Source organism: Bacillus sp. FJAT-22090 (assembly GCF_007676755.1).
Lineage (GTDB): Bacteria > Bacillota > Bacilli > Bacillales_A > Planococcaceae > Psychrobacillus.
In genome coordinates, this window is the sequence record NZ_VEBK01000002.1 from 423,433 (window position 1) to 438,392 (window position 14,960).

Annotated in this window: 12 protein-coding genes and 1 pseudogene; 2 read left to right on the forward strand and 11 right to left on the reverse strand. The window is 37.7% G+C overall.

Annotation, left to right across the window (positions count from 1 at the left end; genetic code table 11):
• Positions 1 to 13 precede the first annotated feature (13 nt).
• From FS486_RS04930 to mce, 3 genes are read right to left on the reverse strand one after another with little or no spacing between them, the layout of a single operon-like run.
• Positions 14 to 1,126: a M20/M25/M40 family metallo-hydrolase gene (locus FS486_RS04930; protein ID WP_144510190.1), complete on the reverse strand. Its 1,113-nt coding sequence runs from the start codon at positions 1,124 to 1,126 to the stop codon at positions 14 to 16.
• Between the two features lie 18 nt (positions 1,127 to 1,144).
• Positions 1,145 to 2,692 carry an acyl-CoA carboxylase subunit beta gene (locus FS486_RS04935; RefSeq protein WP_144510191.1) on the reverse strand — a complete coding sequence of 516 codons (1,548 nt, stop codon included), beginning with the start codon at positions 2,690 to 2,692 and terminating at the stop codon, positions 1,145 to 1,147.
• Positions 2,693 to 2,696: 4 nt separating this feature from the next.
• Positions 2,697 to 3,107, reverse strand: a complete 411-nt coding sequence (gene mce / locus FS486_RS04940; protein ID WP_144510192.1) for a methylmalonyl-CoA epimerase — start codon at positions 3,105 to 3,107, stop codon at positions 2,697 to 2,699.
• Between the two features lie 127 nt (positions 3,108 to 3,234).
• Between mce and prli42 the strand changes: the two genes are divergently transcribed.
• Complete coding sequence (gene prli42, locus FS486_RS20060; protein WP_186321361.1) at positions 3,235 to 3,330, forward strand: stressosome-associated protein Prli42; 96 nt, start codon at positions 3,235 to 3,237, stop codon at positions 3,328 to 3,330.
• Between the two features lie 52 nt (positions 3,331 to 3,382).
• Here the strand turns inward: prli42 and FS486_RS04945 are convergent, their stop codons facing one another.
• The 7 genes from FS486_RS04945 to FS486_RS04975 form a co-directional block, all read right to left on the reverse strand.
• The gene (locus tag FS486_RS04945) at positions 3,383 to 3,823 is read right to left on the reverse strand and encodes a BrxA/BrxB family bacilliredoxin (protein WP_144510193.1); all 441 of its coding nucleotides are present in this window, start codon (positions 3,821 to 3,823) and stop codon (positions 3,383 to 3,385) included.
• Between the two features lie 254 nt (positions 3,824 to 4,077).
• Positions 4,078 to 5,172 (reverse strand): methylmalonyl Co-A mutase-associated GTPase MeaB, encoded by a 1,095-nt coding sequence (gene meaB / locus FS486_RS04950; protein WP_144510194.1) that lies wholly within the window; start codon positions 5,170 to 5,172, stop codon positions 4,078 to 4,080.
• Positions 5,172 to 7,328, reverse strand: coding sequence for a methylmalonyl-CoA mutase (gene scpA, locus FS486_RS04955; RefSeq protein ID WP_144510195.1), 2,157 nt, complete (start codon positions 7,326 to 7,328; stop codon positions 5,172 to 5,174). Before scpA ends, meaB begins: the two co-directional genes overlap by 1 nt.
• On the reverse strand, positions 7,315 to 8,964 hold the full coding sequence (locus FS486_RS04960; protein WP_144510196.1) for a methylmalonyl-CoA mutase family protein: 1,650 nt from the start codon (positions 8,962 to 8,964) through the stop codon (positions 7,315 to 7,317). Before FS486_RS04960 ends, scpA begins: the two co-directional genes overlap by 14 nt.
• A 145-nt stretch (positions 8,965 to 9,109) precedes the next feature.
• Positions 9,110 to 10,231 carry a Ger(x)C family spore germination protein gene (locus FS486_RS04965; RefSeq protein WP_144510197.1) on the reverse strand — a complete coding sequence of 374 codons (1,122 nt, stop codon included), beginning with the start codon at positions 10,229 to 10,231 and terminating at the stop codon, positions 9,110 to 9,112.
• Positions 10,231 to 11,325: a GerAB/ArcD/ProY family transporter gene (locus FS486_RS04970; RefSeq protein ID WP_144510198.1), complete on the reverse strand. Its 1,095-nt coding sequence runs from the start codon at positions 11,323 to 11,325 to the stop codon at positions 10,231 to 10,233. Before FS486_RS04970 ends, FS486_RS04965 begins: the two co-directional genes overlap by 1 nt.
• The gene (locus FS486_RS04975) at positions 11,322 to 12,686 is read right to left on the reverse strand and encodes a spore germination protein (protein WP_144510199.1); all 1,365 of its coding nucleotides are present in this window, start codon (positions 12,684 to 12,686) and stop codon (positions 11,322 to 11,324) included. Before FS486_RS04975 ends, FS486_RS04970 begins: the two co-directional genes overlap by 4 nt.
• A 178-nt stretch (positions 12,687 to 12,864) precedes the next feature.
• Between FS486_RS04975 and FS486_RS04980 the strand changes: the two genes are divergently transcribed.
• Entirely contained in the window at positions 12,865 to 13,566 is a 702-nt protein-coding gene (locus tag FS486_RS04980) for a ZIP family metal transporter (RefSeq protein ID WP_260858018.1), read from the forward strand.
• Positions 13,567 to 13,749: 183 nt separating this feature from the next.
• On the opposite strand, the pseudogene FS486_RS04985 reads toward FS486_RS04980, so the two are convergent.
• Positions 13,750 to 14,901: pseudogene (locus FS486_RS04985) on the reverse strand (MDR family MFS transporter); the annotation flags it as partial.
• Between the last annotated feature and the right edge of the window lie 59 nt (positions 14,902 to 14,960).

Sequence of the window (14,960 nt, forward strand, 5' to 3'; positions counted from 1 at the left end):
CCTCCTGTTTAAATTATTCCGCTGCTACTTTTACAATTTCTACTAGTAAATCAGTAAGCTTTTCTAATTCTTCTACTGGCATACGCTCATTTGTTGTGTGAATCTCTTCATAGCCGACAGACAAAATAACCGTCGGAACCCCAAATCCTGCGAAAACATTCGCATCGCTGCCTCCACCACTAGTTTTAATATCGGCAGTTCTTCCGATCCTTTCCACAGCTTTTTTCGCTACTTGTACTACTTCATGATCGTTTTCGAAACGGAAACCAGGATACATTAATTGTGTTTCTGAAGATGCAGTGCCGCCAAGTTTTTCTGCTGTTTCTGCAAAAGTAGCGACCATATGTGCCACTTGCGCGTCTAGTTTTTCTTTGTTTATCGAACGAGCTTCCGATAAAATATGCACTTCATCACATACAATATTAGTGGCTTGTCCACCTTCAAAACGACCAATATTTGCAGTCGTTTCCCCATCAATACGTCCTAATTTCATTGCAGAAATAGCTTTAGATGCTAAAGTGATAGCCGAAATGCCTTTCTCGGGTGCCACTCCTGCATGTGCTGTTTTACCGGTAATCGTTGTCCATAGTTTTGATTGGAATGGGGCCGCAGTAACGATTCCTTCAACAGTTCCATCGCTATCTATAGCATAACCATACTTAGCTGTAAGCAATGTTGGATCCATTTCTTTTGCTCCAACCAATCCACTTTCTTCTCCTGCTGTAATGACAACTTGGATATCACCATGAGCAATAGATTGTTCATTCAGACGACGAATTGCTTCAAATAATGCAGCAATTCCAGCTTTATCGTCCGCTCCTAATATAGTTGTTCCATCTGAATAAATATAGCCATCTTCTTTTAATATAGGCTGAATTCCTTTACCAGGAACTACAGTATCCATATGTGTAGTAAAGTAAATTGCATCAGCATCCGCTTTTGTTCCTTTTAAAGTAGCTATCAAGTTACCTGCGCCATGTCCTGTTCTTTCTGCGGAGTCATCTTGGATGACCGAAAAACCTAATTCCTCCAATTTATTCATTAAAATCGGTGCGATTATTTGCTCGTGTTTTGTTTCGGAATCTATTTTTACTAACTCAAAAAATTCTTCTATTAAACGATTCATCTAATCCATACTCTCCTTTTATAATGGAATATTCCCGTGTTTTTTGTTTGGTCTTGTTTCTTTTTTGTTGCGCATCATATCCAGTGCTTGTATTAACTTAATGCGCGTTTCCCGCGGATCAATTACATCGTCGACCATTCCCATAGAGGCTGCTACATACGGGTTTGCAAATTTTTCACGGTATTCTTCAATTTTTTCTGCACGTACTTTCTCAGGATCATCACTATTAGCAATTTCCCTCGCAAAGATAATATTTGCCGCCCCTTGTGGTCCCATTACTGCGATTTCTGCATTTGGCCATGCAAATACAACATCCGCACCAATCGATTTGGAATTCAACGCTACATATGCTCCACCATATGCCTTACGCAGAATCACGGTCATTTTCGGAACAGTGGCCTCTGAATAGGCAAATAAAATCTTCGCACCATGTCGAATGATTCCTCCATGCTCTTGTTTAATACCTGGGAAAAATCCTGTTACATCTTCAAAAGTAATGATTGGGATATTAAATGAATCACAGAAACGAATGAATCGTGCAGCTTTATCGCTTGAATCGATATCGAGTCCTCCAGCCATTACTTTTGGCTGATTACAAACAAGTCCCACGACTTCTCCTTTAATACGTGCTAAACCAATCACGATATTTTTGGCAAATTCTTTTTGTATTTCTAAAAATGAATCTGCATCGACTACTTGCTCAATTACTTTTCGTATATCATACGGACGAATAGCTTCAAATGGCACAATATCGGCTAAATCTGGACGATCATCGTTCTCTGCTGCGACATCCACAATGGATGGTTTTTCTTCAAAATTCTGTGGTAAATAGCTAAGCAGCAAACGAACACTTTCCAGGACCTCTTCCTCTGTTTTCCCACGAAAATGGGCATTTCCACTAATCGAGTTATGTACTTTTGACCCACCTAGATCCTCTGCAGAAATCTTTTCACCGGTCACCGTTTCAATAACTTTAGGTCCAGTAATAAACATTTGGCTCGTCTCATCGGTCATAAACACAAAATCAGTAATAGCCGGGGAATAAACTGCACCACCGGCACAAGGTCCTAAAATAACGGAGATTTGCGGGATAACTCCAGAATAAATCGCATTACGATAAAAAATTTGCCCATAGCCGTCCAGTGACACAACACCCTCTTGAATACGAGCTCCACCTGAATCATTAAGCCCGATAAATGGAGCACCGTTTTTTGCAGCCAAATCCATCACATTTGCTATTTTTAGCGCATGCATTTCGCCTAGAGCACCACCAAATACGGTGAAGTCTTGGGAGAATAAATAGATTGGTCTCCCATTCACTTTTCCATACCCAGTAACAACCCCGTCACCTGGTCCTTCTTGCTTGTCCATTCCAAAGTCTACTGTTCGATGCTTAATAAACGGATTTAACTCGACAAACGTATCTTTATCTACGAGTAATTCAATTCGTTCACGAGCAGTTAGCTTTCCTTTTTCATGTTGCTTATCGATACGTTCGTCTCCGCCGCCCAATTCTATTGTTCGTTTACGGTCATATAAATCATTTATTTTTTCATAAATATCCATTATTTTACTTCGCTCCCCCTGATTTATCACATAACTCATATAAAACGCCACCAGATGCTTTCGGATGGATAAATGCGACTTGCGCTCCTCCTGCTCCGACTTTTGGCGTATCTTGAATGAGCTTAATGCCCTTTTCTTTTAGCTCATTTAAACGACCCTGAATATTTGTAACTCCAAAAGCAACATGATGAATGCCTTCTCCTTTTTTTTCAATGAAAGAATGTACAGCACTCAACTCTTCAGTAGGCTGAAGTAACTCTAGTTTCACATTACCGCTATCGATAAAAGCTACTCGCACTTTCTCAGAAGGAACTTCTTCAATATGTATTAGTTTCAAACCAAGTATTTCCGTATAATATGGAAGAGAATCTTCAATACTTCTCACTGCAATCCCTATATGATCAACTTTTTCCATTCCTTCGCACCCCTTACTGTTTAATAATTCTCTACTCTATTGTACATATTTCCAAAATAAATGGCTACCTCTTGTCATTTTTTTCGTTTTTGATAAAATATAAGTACATGCTAAAGGAGAGAGTCTCATGCGCAATCAAAAGTTTCGTAAACTTGTTGTCTATTTAATGATTTTAATCATGGTAATGTCTTCATTGTTATTCGGTTTAAGTTTCGTTTTGTAAAAAATACTAAAAAACAGCGAAAGCACATAAATGCTTTCGCTGTTTTTTAGTATTAGATTTCTTCACAATGCTCTTCAAATAATGCTTGAAGATGTGTTATTACAGATGTCGGTGCATGTCCTTCGATTTCGTGTCGACCTATTTCTGCCACTGCTTGGCCGTCTTTTAACAAAACAAAAGAAGGAGAAGATGGTAAATGGTCATCTCCAAATACATTACGTGCTTGTTGGGTAGCTAATTTATCTTGACCAGCAAATACGGTTACAAGGTGATCAGGACGTTTATCATAATGTACTGCATTAGCAGCTGCCGGACGAGCAATACCACCTGCACAGCCACAAACAGAGTTTATCATTACTAATGTTGTACCTGGACGTGATAATGCAGTATCCACTTCCTCAGGTGTAGTTAATTGTTCATAACCACTAGTCTCCATTTCTCCGCGAGCCTGCATAACCATATCATTCATCAATAAATTAAAATCCATATTCATTGTTCGTCACTCCTCCAATTAAATGCGCCCTGGTGTTTGCTCCTGCGTATAGCTTGTTGCAGAAAACAGTACTTCTAGATTTTGAATTGAGCTTTGGCCTGCGCAATGCAGGTCGGGTAGCCGTTATCCTATGGATGGGTATCAGCCTTTAAAAACTCTTTTCTAAATCTTATGACATCTGCCAGAGACTTCAACTTCATTCTGCTAAGTTCTAAATTTGCCGAGTAAAGTTAAACTAGTTTCATCTTAGCAGATTATTGTTTAGAGTTCGAGGAAAATAACTCATCTACTGCTTGCGATACAGTCATTTTTTCTCCTCTAACTAATTGTTCTAATTGCATCATCGATTGTTTCTTTTCCTCAGAAGAAAAAAAGTCATCATATAAACGGTCGATGATCATCGTTTTATACCAATCAACGGTTTGTTCTTTTCTTCTATTTTGCCAAACACTATTTGTCTGCATTTTTCCTTGAAATAATACTATCGTTTCCCATATCTTATCTAGCCCTGTTTTATAAAGAGATGAAACTGCAAGAGCTGGGGTTATCCAACCGGGCGTTGAAGGTGCTAAAAAGTGAAGAATCTGTTTGTACTCTGCCACAGTCTTTTTTGCAAGCTTTTCATTGGAACCATCGGCCTTATTGACAACAATTGCATCAGCAAGTTCCATAATCCCTTTTTTCATCCCTTGGAGCTCATCTCCTGCTCCCGTAAGTGCTAGAAGCAAAAAGAAATCGACCATGCCTCGAACAATTGTTTCGCTTTGTCCAACCCCTACTGTTTCCACTAAAACAACATCATATCCAGCTGCCTCACATAATAGCATTGTTTCTCGTGACTTTTTATGAACTCCTCCAAGGGTGCCCGCTGAAGGAGAAGGTCTGATAAATGCTTTTGGATGTCTGGTCAATTCCTCCATTCTCGTCTTGTCTCCGAGAATACTTCCCCCTGTCAGAGAAGAGCTAGGGTCGATTGCCAGTACAGCTACTTTGTAACCTTGATCGCAGAGCATTTTTCCAAATGCTTCAATAAACGTACTTTTCCCTACTCCAGGCACGCCTGTAATTCCTATCCGGATGCTTTTTCCTGTATGTGGAAGTAACTGTTTTAATAATAGTTGCCCAATTGTTTGCTGGTCTATTACAGTACTTTCGATAAATGTTATTGCTTTTGCTAAATGTAATCTAGAACCATTGCGAATTTCTCGGATATATTCCTCTTCATTTATATGAAGACTTTTCTTTTTCGCAAACTTTTTTACAGTCGCTTTCCCCATACCATCATGTTGCGATTTAATACCCCTCATGACATGCATCGAAGTCTCGTTTGTTTTATCCGCTCCCGACATTAGCCTTCAACTTCCTCATAACCTAGTCGTCGATATACTTCTTCAATTACTTTTTGTGCTGCAACTGGAATAACTGTACCAGGTCCAAAAATAGCAGAAGCTCCGTTTTCACGTAAAAAAGCATAATCTTGAGCAGGAATCACACCACCAACAACGATTAAAATATCTTCTCTTCCAAGCTTTGCTAACTCTTCTCGCAAGGCTGGAACAAGTGTCATATGGCCAGCTGCCAAGGAACTAACACCTACTACATGTACGTCATTTTCAACCGCTTGTTGGGCAGTTTCAGCTGGGGTTTGAAATAGCGGACTAATATCCACATCAAATCCTAAATCTGCAAATGCTGTAGCAATAACTTTTGCACCGCGATCATGTCCATCTTGGCCCATTTTGGCAATTAGAATACGAGGACGCCTTCCTTCATTGTCACGGAAGTCTTCCGCCATTTGTTTTACTGCCTCAATTTCTTCTGCATCGTTAAAGTTTGCACTATATACACCACTCACGGATCGAATCACCGCCTTGTGTCTTCCTGCTACTAATTCTATAGCATCCGAAATTTCACCGATTGTTGCACGCTTTCTTGCTGCGTCTACAGCCGCTTCAAGTAGATTTATTTTTCCGTTTTTGGCTGCATCCGTTAATGCAGCCAATGCTTCTTGTACTGCCTTCTCATCACGGTCTGCTTTTACTTTAGCTAATCTTTCCATTTGTTTTTGGCGCACAACAGTGTTGTCAATATTCAAAATATCAATCGCATCTTCTTGTTCTAATCGATATTTGTTAACCCCGATAATAATTTCCTTTGCGGAGTCTATTTGTGCTTGCTTTTTCGCAGCAGCTTCTTCAATTTTCATTTTTGGAAGACCTGTTTCAATCGCTTTTGCCATTCCTCCCAGCTCTTCGATTTCTTCTATCAAAGACCATGCTTTTTCCATTAGTTCGTTCGTAAGAGTTTCCACATAATACGAACCTCCCCAAGGGTCAATCACATTTGTCATATTCGTTTCTTCCTGTAAGAATAGCTGAGTATTTCTTGCAATTCTAGCAGAAAAATCGGTTGGAAGTGCGATTGCCTCATCAAGAGCGTTTGTATGGAGCGATTGTGTATGGCCCATCGCGGCTGCGTTGGCTTCCACTAATGTTCTCGTAATATTATTAAATGGATCTTGCTCTGTTAAACTCCATCCAGATGTTTGGGAATGTGTACGTAACGCTAATGTTTTCGGATTTTTCGGATCGAAGCTAGCCATCATTTGAGCCCACATTCTTCGGGCAGCACGCATTTTCGCCACTTCCATAAAATAGTTCATACCAATCGCCCAAAAGAACGAAAGCCTTGGTGCGAATGAATCAATTTCAATGCCCGCTTTCAATCCAGTACGCACATATTCCAAGCCATCAGCTAAAGTATATGCAAGCTCGATATCTGCAGTAGCTCCGGCTTCTTGCATATGATATCCGGAAATCGAGATAGAGTTGAACTTTGGCATATAGTTTGCTGTATAAGCAAAAATATCAGCAATGATTTTCATCGACATTTCCGGCGTATAAATATAGGTGTTGCGCACCATATACTCTTTTAAGATATCATTTTGGATTGTTCCAGCAAGCTGCTCAGGCGTGACTCCTTGCTCCTCAGCAGTGACAATATAAAAAGCTAAAATCGGTAAAACTGCCCCATTCATCGTCATAGAAACAGACATTTGGTCAAGCGGGATACCGTCAAACAATATTTTCATGTCTTCTACCGAGTCAATGGCAACCCCTGCTTTTCCAACATCACCCGTTACACGTTCATGATCAGAATCATAGCCTCGATGAGTAGCAAGATCAAACGCAACGGACAAACCTTTTTGCCCCATTGCCAAGTTTCTTCTATAAAACGCATTACTTTCTTCAGCAGTCGAAAAACCAGCATATTGACGTACTGTCCATGGTTTTGCCACATACATGGTTGGATAGGGTCCACGCGTATTGGGGGCGATCCCTGGTAAGTCATTTAAGTGTTGCACATTGCTTAAGTCGGATTTTTCATATACTTTTTTCAACGTAATTCCTTCATTTGTAAAAAAGGAAGGAGAATGTTCTAGACCTTCTGCATTATTTTCTAGCAAACTTTCAATAGAAACGGATGAATAATTAGGCGTTGACATGTGAATCCCCCTTTTTTGCAAATGTAAGTAGTTGATGCCCTTTTTCTAGAAGCGATTGTCCAGCAAATATTTGCCCAGACAATCCAGCATCTAACCAGTCTTCATATTCCTCAAATTTACCGGCAACATCCATTGGAACTGACAATTTCTCATTTAAAAGAGCAGGAACTAAACCAGCTGTTTGTTCATCGTTTCCAACGAATATGACGTAGTCTATGTTTTGTTCATCGATCCATTGTTGCAAATCGAATGGTTTTAGATTTTCAGGTGCTATACGTGGTGAGATTCCTAGTGCGATTAAATAACCACTAACAAAATCCATCCGTGCTTTATAATCCTTTAAAATACCATAAGGAATAATAGCAGTATTTAAAGGACTCCCTTGGAATGACTTCCTTATTTGCTCAAAAGGTTCTGCTAGTCTTTTATAATCGGTGAACTTAATAGAATCTGGCATTACGTCATCTGGATTTGCATAAGTATTCGTTCCAATTAATGATTTTTTACGAGTAGAAAGCGCAGCAAGCTGTTCCTTCCACTTCACCTCTGCCCGTTTTAACAATTTTGTTTCTCTATCTTCAATAGTCGCTTCTGACATTAATGTTAAAAAGTACGTCCATGTGTTTTTAACAAGCTCATTTGTTAATGTGTCAACATAATAAGAGCCTCCTGCTGCATCAATAACCCGTCCAATATGCGTTTCTTCTTTTAATACAAGCTGCATATTTCGTGCAATTCGATTGGATGTTGATGTAGCCCCTGTTAAATAATCATGTGGGTACGTAGTTAAGCTATCCGCTCCACCAAGTACTGCTGCCAGTGCGCTATTGCCAGCCCTTAAAATATTTACATGTCCATCTAAAAAAGAATAAGAACGCAATGAAGTTTCTATATGTACCGGGATTGGCGTGATATCGCTATTCCCATATGCTTGGCCGAAAGCACGCCATAGAATACGGAAAGCACGAATCTTCGCGATTTCCATAAAGAAATTATTTTCCACCGAAAATTGAACAAACGCTTTCTTTGCAAATTTTTCGATGCTTGTTTTTTTGATAAGCTCGTCTGCTTGAACAAGAACACTTGCTAGCTCGCTAACAACATCTCCTCCTGCTTGATGAATGGAAGACCCATTTAAGAAATATGTTCTTGCATAAGGTAGTTCTTCTTCCCATGCGCCTTTTACTAATCCTTTGAAGTCATTGAAATGGTGTAAAAAAGCTGGATTATTTGTAACATCTAAAATAGCTGGATGCTTTTCAAATAGAGCAGCCAACTCCTCTATTTGAGCAGAATTCCAAGTATGTTCTTTTTCTAATTTAAAATGGATAACATCATTACCTTTTACAAGCGCTTCTTTAACTTCCGCAAGTAACCCCTCACTTGAAGAACTTTCTGCAACTTGTGCGATCAACCAATCAGATGAAGATTTAGCTTGTCGAACAATAGCTGTTTGGGTTGTTGGAATAGATGCCACATCTGATAATGAATAAAGCGGTTTCAACATAATATCTTCTAGTGTTTTAGTTGAAAGTGACTCCAATGATTTCCCTTTCAATGATTTGAGGGCTACTTGCTCCCACTCATCGAGTGTTGCATTATTAAAAGTCGTATGTTTCATTTTATTTATTGTCATATGAACGCTTTCGCTTCCCCCTAAGTAAATAAAAATAACTTACTTATATTTTAACGGACAATGTTTATATTAGAAAGGGAAACTTCCTTAGTAGTCTTTTGAAATAAGAAAACCCCTTTCCTACTTGAAAGAGGCTGCATTGTTTTTATTCAATTGATCCTGTTCCTTTTAGCGATACATCTACATGCACATCGATCGGTAAGTTGGGGTAAGCTTCTAGCCATTCCGAAACGTTTTTTTTATCATGTAGTTTCATCGTCCGATATTCTAGTCCAAATCCCATTGGGTCCAAATCATGTTTTTGGGCATTTTCCAAAAAACTCGTCATGTTTCCTTCTATTTCTTCCGATGCAATCTTATTATATTTATCCAAATTCTCAAGTAAGAGCGATTTATTGGACTCACCAACCTCCCCCTTCATTTTTACATTTACTTTTATGGAAGTTGGCTGTCCATTTTCCATCAATATTTTATAGTTTGTTCTTATTCTATCCATATTAATGATTAACTTCACGTCTCCTCGTTCCACTTCATAGCTAAATCCGCTCATCCCATTTTTTAGCGTGTTGAAATACTTTGTCTCGATATAATTCAATTCTAAGGGCTTTGTTTTTTCTTTCACTACTAAGGATTTATTGACGATCAACTCCGTTTTATCCTTGGATGCTTCTACTAGGGGAACTACGGCATTAATTCCATCTGATAGTGTATTTCTTCTAAATTCAAACAGATAAGATGACGTTATAAAAGGACTTTCAGCTCCACTCGAACCAAAAAAGTTTACGAGCGTGGTTGATACTGCTGATTCAGTTTTCGGTTCGACTTTAAGGATTGATTCCGCAGATGTTTTTGCGGCAGCAACCCAAGCTACTAACTGGATATCCCCACGCCTCATAAAATAGTCCATAAAACCTTTTATATCTGTTTCAAATAAAGATTCATTAATGACAATTAGCTTTGTGTGCCCTAATTCTAGTACTTTATCGGTATGGGTTTCTAAAATACGAATCGCTTCAGCAATCGTGCTCCCGTCGTGAATTAAATATTCATAGTTCGAACCAGTTGCTGATTTGATGGATGCTACCGGTAATGATAATTTTAACGTTATCTTATATGGCCCATCATCCGTTTCAGATGGATCGATTCCAATAGCTGTTACAAACACTCTTTTATCTATATCTTTAAAACCACAACTAGCTAGTAGGGAGACAGCGACAAAGTAACTAGCTGCCACTAAAATCCTTATTAACTTTCGACTCGTCCGCATTATAACTTTGCCCCTTTCTTTATTAATAGCAAGGAAATAATTAATATCGTAAAGAAAATAGGCAATGTGTCAAAAAAAGCGCTAGCGTAGTCAAACAGTTGAAACTCCGTTAGATGACCCGTCGCAAACATTGCCACTATTCCAAACAGAGTGACGAAAATATAAGGTGTTAAATTTTTTCTTTTCCAGTTCAAACGCTTGAATATTAAAATACTTTGAAGCAGTTTTAAAGAGACATGCCAATGATGCAACAAAGTTAAAAAAGTTATCCCTAAGCAAGATAAAATAAAAATGAAAATCAACCGTTCGATGATTCCATACTTCATCCGAACTGTATCACTCGTAGAAATCCAAGGAAAACTAAGTTCCTCAATGTGGTCAAACCCAATGTAGCCAATTGGTAAAAAATACGTTGTGAATAAGACAGCTATCCCCGATAAACCAATTATTATAAATTGTTTCATGCCCACTTTTTGCTTTTTGGACAATAGTTTATTAAAGATGATGAAGTTAGCGACTCCCACAAAAATATAAAGTGAAGCACAAAAGGCTCTATAGGAGGGAAAATGATTAATGTAAGTCATAGAAATCTTAATAAAATCCCAGTCCAGCTTTTGATTTGTATAAAATTTTGTTAAAAGAAAAACAATGATCGGAATAAATATAACTAAAACAAATTCTGTCATATATGCCACACTTTTAGATTTCATCAATATTCCAAATGAAATAACAATGACAAAGGGTAATGTGATGATATAAATGGAAGTTTCCGGCGCAAAAAAGGTTTTAATTAAAAATACATACGTAACGATTGTAATCAGACCTGCTATATACCAACATACAAAAAAGTAAAACAGAACTGGATATGCAAACCACTTGGGCGTATATTGTTTCATCATTTGAGGCAAAGTTTTACCTGGAAACAGATTAAATAACTTAATGATAATAAATACTATAATGGGACCCAGGATACTGGCAGCAATCATCGAAATGATTGCTCCTTTTTCACTTTCGAATAATAGAATTTTTGGTACGGATGCAACAATATTGGCAAGCATCGTAATTATAATAAAATAATAAAGAAAGCGGCTCATTGACTTTTAACCCCTTTTTCACTACTTCTACTTTTCCAATACATTTTTAAATAGGGCTCACCAAAACTTTCTTTGTTAATCATAAACATGAGAATCCCTAAAAAGCCAAGTATAAGACCAACCGTCCCAAATAATGTCGTAAAAACAATTAGTAAATACCTACAAAACCTTATCGATAAACTAATCTCATTGATCGGGATGACAAAGCTGGAGATTGCCACTGCCGAGACAATAATAATCATAATATTGGAAGACAGCGCCGCTTCCGTAGCTGCTGTACCTAATATTAACCCCCCTACAGTTGTTGCTGTGGCGCTTACGGCTTTGGGTAATCGAATACTCGCTTCTGTAAGAAGTTCCATAAATATGAGCATAAATAGGACTTCGATAAAAGAAGGATAGGGTACCCCAAGCCTACTTCCCGCTACAGTTAAGGCAAGCTCAGTTCGGAAAATGTCTGGATTATAGGAAGTAATTGCAATGTATAAAGCTGGCAAAGTAACACAAGTCAGCAAACCAAAATATCTCAATATCAATGTAAAGGTAGCTCCCCAAAACAAATGGTAATTGTCTTCCATTGAAACCATGAAGTCAAAAAAGATTACTGGCGCAATTATTGCATGCGGACCACCATCAACCATTATCACTACTTTCCCGGAATTCAAGTTATAGCAAATACGGTCCGGACGTTCTGTTATTACTATATTTGGAAAAAGTGTATATTTCTTTCCATTCAAAAAAAGCTGCAGTTCACCAGCCGATTGAATTAGTGGGACATCCAACTCTTTTATCTTCTGCTGAATTGCTTTTAAGACAGGCTTCTTTACCATCTTCTCATCATAAATGATCGCTATGTCACTATGGGACTTGTCTTTTAACGTAACTATCTCAAACTTGAGGGTTGGCTCTTTATAGCGATGCCGAATAATATTCAAATTAGTGAGAATATCTTCACTTAAAGCTTGTTGGGGTCCACTTACAGTCGGCTCCATGAGTGCTTGCTGAACTGTGCTACTATTGACTTTCTTTACATCAACCAGGAATAGTTTATCTTGTACTGCGATTAATACATTTCCCTTTGTAAGTTCAACTAACAGAGTATCGTACGATTTAATCTCCTCAATATCTGGTGATGATTGAATATAGGCCGCATAATGTTCCAATGAGTGCATCTCAAAAAAAGGCTTGATAATGACATTTTGTAATTTTGCAGGATCCACCACTGTTTTTAGGAAAAGGAGAAAAACTATTCTTCCTTCTAATTGTAAAGGTATTAGCTTAGCATCAAATGTAGGTTCTAATTTTTCCAATAGCTCATTCATCAACGCAGGAGGATTCGGTTTTTCTTCTAGTATGGACATATTTAAGCCTCCAATAAAATGAATCTTTCCCATAGGTTAACCGAATAAACAATATTCAATCCCATTGATAAGGAGTTTTAAAATAAAATTTTTCGTTTTCTTCATAGGTAGGTACACATATGCTTAAACAAATTGCATATATTTTGTATACAAGGTCACCATTATTTTACGTAGGAGAATGATACAATTGAGTCCATTAGTTCTTGGCGGATTTCTTTTTTGTAGTGTTAATATAGGGGCAGGAATTGCATGGTTAATAGCAAAAATATTTCATCATTCACATGAAGGTTTAGCGCTTTTATGTGGAGGTTTTTTAGTAGGTCTATTAGCAATTGATATCATTCCGTCGGCATTACATGTGTACAAATCCCCTGGTATCACTTTAGGAATACTCATAGGATTTATATTTCTAATTGTAATAAACAAACTAGTAAATACTTCAGGTCAACATAGCTCATCTGTCTATTTGCTTACGATCGCTCTTTTTATACATACCATTCCATTGAGTTTGACTATCGGAAACTTGTTAGGGGATTCTTCTTTTGCTCTCACCATAACGACTTCTACCGTTTTACACCACATTCCTGAAGGATTCGCACTCACCTCTATCTTTATCGCACAAGGACAGAAAATAATTGGCTTATTCCTTTGTTTTATTGGCTTATCCATTTGCTTTAGTCTGTTTATTTGGATTGGTCATCATATGTATCTAAGTATGAAGGCGCAAAGTATTCTATTGGGAGTTTCGATTGGCCTGATCGCTATTACAAGTGTGAAAGAATTCATTTTACATAACTTACGGTTAGTGTCGTTCAAGTCAGCTACACTATTTGTGTTGACAGGGTATCTTTTTAGTATGATGTTTCATTTACTATTCTAATTCTCTGTCTAACTTATTTGGACGCAACCAAAAAACGGCAGAAAAAGGGTTACTTTACCTTCTGCCGTTTTGTTATTCATGTAGGATAAAAAGATTCATTTCCATTTATGTCAATCATGAGTAGCAGTCAGCTGCAAAAAGAATATACCTAAAGCAAGGAACATTTCCTTAAATGTTAGAAATTTAGCGATTCGCTCTTTTGATAAAAAATCCAGTGTACACTAGGAAAATTCCGATCATCAACAATATCCCTATATAAACAGACATCATAGTAGGTAGCAAAAAAGCACCTATAATAATAGTGGAACGAGCGATTAGATCTGCGCCACTAAAGGAAAAATTCGAGAATGCAGAATAAGAGCCTCGTTTATTCTTTGGAATCATATTCGCCTGCTCCGCATTTCGCACAGGAGAATAAATCAGCTCACCAATCGTGGCAATGAAATTAAACAATATTAATATGTACCATGTGTTTGCCGAAGTGATGGTAATATAGCCAACACTATATATGATTAAGCCGCTTAACAAAACCTTTTTCTTACTGAAACGATCTGTAAATCTATTTATCAAAAAGGTAAAGCATACAACTAGTAGCATATTCTCGATATTCAGAATACTTAGCATGCGCACACCCGCAACTTGAAAATCCCCTATATGTACACTTTCAAATGTCTCCGCCAAGCGAACACCAATATAACTATTTAACGTAAACTCCGCTGCAAAGATCAACATGGAACCTACTACTACTTTGACAAACGGTCGATCCTGAAATGCTACTTTGTAGTTTTGAATTAGGTCCATAAAAACGTTATGGTGCTTTTTTTCTATTTGATTTGTATGTTCATCTATTAACCAAATTTTATAAGCAATTGGTAGGCTTATAGAGGTAAATGTTAGCATAGCAAACAGTTCTACTTGGTGATTAATATACAACAAACCACCTAGCGCTGCGCCAATTGCCATAGATAAATTGACAAGCCAATAATCGAGTGCATACACTTCTTTTCGATTTTCAGGTGTTGTAGAGTCGATTATTATGGCATGCATGGCAGGCCTTCCGAGACTGCTTGTTATAATATAAGCTACATAAGCGAAAGCAAACAGCCAAATGATGTTCTGTTTCGGCAATAAACTAATTGTCATCATAAAAAACATCAGTGCACTTATAAATGAAGTAAGTACAAGTACACGTTTTCGCGGAAAGCGGTCAGAAATATATCCTCCGATTAAATTTACTAGAAAACTAATAAATACAGTACAAATTAGAAAAGTACCAGCCCAAACTTTGCTCATTTCTTGGGCGAAAAATAATGCCATAAATGGCATTATTGCAGACTGTAGACAAACTCGAAATTTCGAGTTTGCCTACAGTCTTTTTTGTTTTAAAATAAAAT

Excerpts from the sequence above, each read along its gene's own strand:
- FS486_RS04930 (WP_144510190.1), bottom strand. The coding sequence starts at position 1,126 with ATGAATCGTTTAATAGAAGAATTTTTTGAGTTAGTAAAAATAGATTCC.
- FS486_RS04935 (WP_144510191.1), bottom strand. The coding sequence starts at position 2,692 with ATGGATATTTATGAAAAAATAAATGATTTATATGACCGTAAACGAACA.
- mce (WP_144510192.1), bottom strand. The coding sequence starts at position 3,107 with ATGGAAAAAGTTGATCATATAGGGATTGCAGTGAGAAGTATTGAAGAT.
- prli42 (WP_186321361.1), top strand. The coding sequence starts at position 3,235 with ATGCGCAATCAAAAGTTTCGTAAACTTGTTGTCTATTTAATGATTTTA.
- FS486_RS04945 (WP_144510193.1), bottom strand. The coding sequence starts at position 3,823 with ATGAATATGGATTTTAATTTATTGATGAATGATATGGTTATGCAGGCT.
- meaB (WP_144510194.1), bottom strand. The coding sequence starts at position 5,172 with ATGTCGGGAGCGGATAAAACAAACGAGACTTCGATGCATGTCATGAGG.
- scpA (WP_144510195.1), bottom strand. The coding sequence starts at position 7,328 with ATGTCAACGCCTAATTATTCATCCGTTTCTATTGAAAGTTTGCTAGAA.
- FS486_RS04960 (WP_144510196.1), bottom strand. The coding sequence starts at position 8,964 with ATGACAATAAATAAAATGAAACATACGACTTTTAATAATGCAACACTC.
- FS486_RS04965 (WP_144510197.1), bottom strand. The coding sequence starts at position 10,231 with ATGCGGACGAGTCGAAAGTTAATAAGGATTTTAGTGGCAGCTAGTTAC.
- FS486_RS04970 (WP_144510198.1), bottom strand. The coding sequence starts at position 11,325 with ATGAGCCGCTTTCTTTATTATTTTATTATAATTACGATGCTTGCCAAT.
- FS486_RS04975 (WP_144510199.1), bottom strand. The coding sequence starts at position 12,686 with ATGTCCATACTAGAAGAAAAACCGAATCCTCCTGCGTTGATGAATGAG.
- FS486_RS04980 (WP_260858018.1), top strand. The coding sequence starts at position 12,865 with ATGATACAATTGAGTCCATTAGTTCTTGGCGGATTTCTTTTTTGTAGT.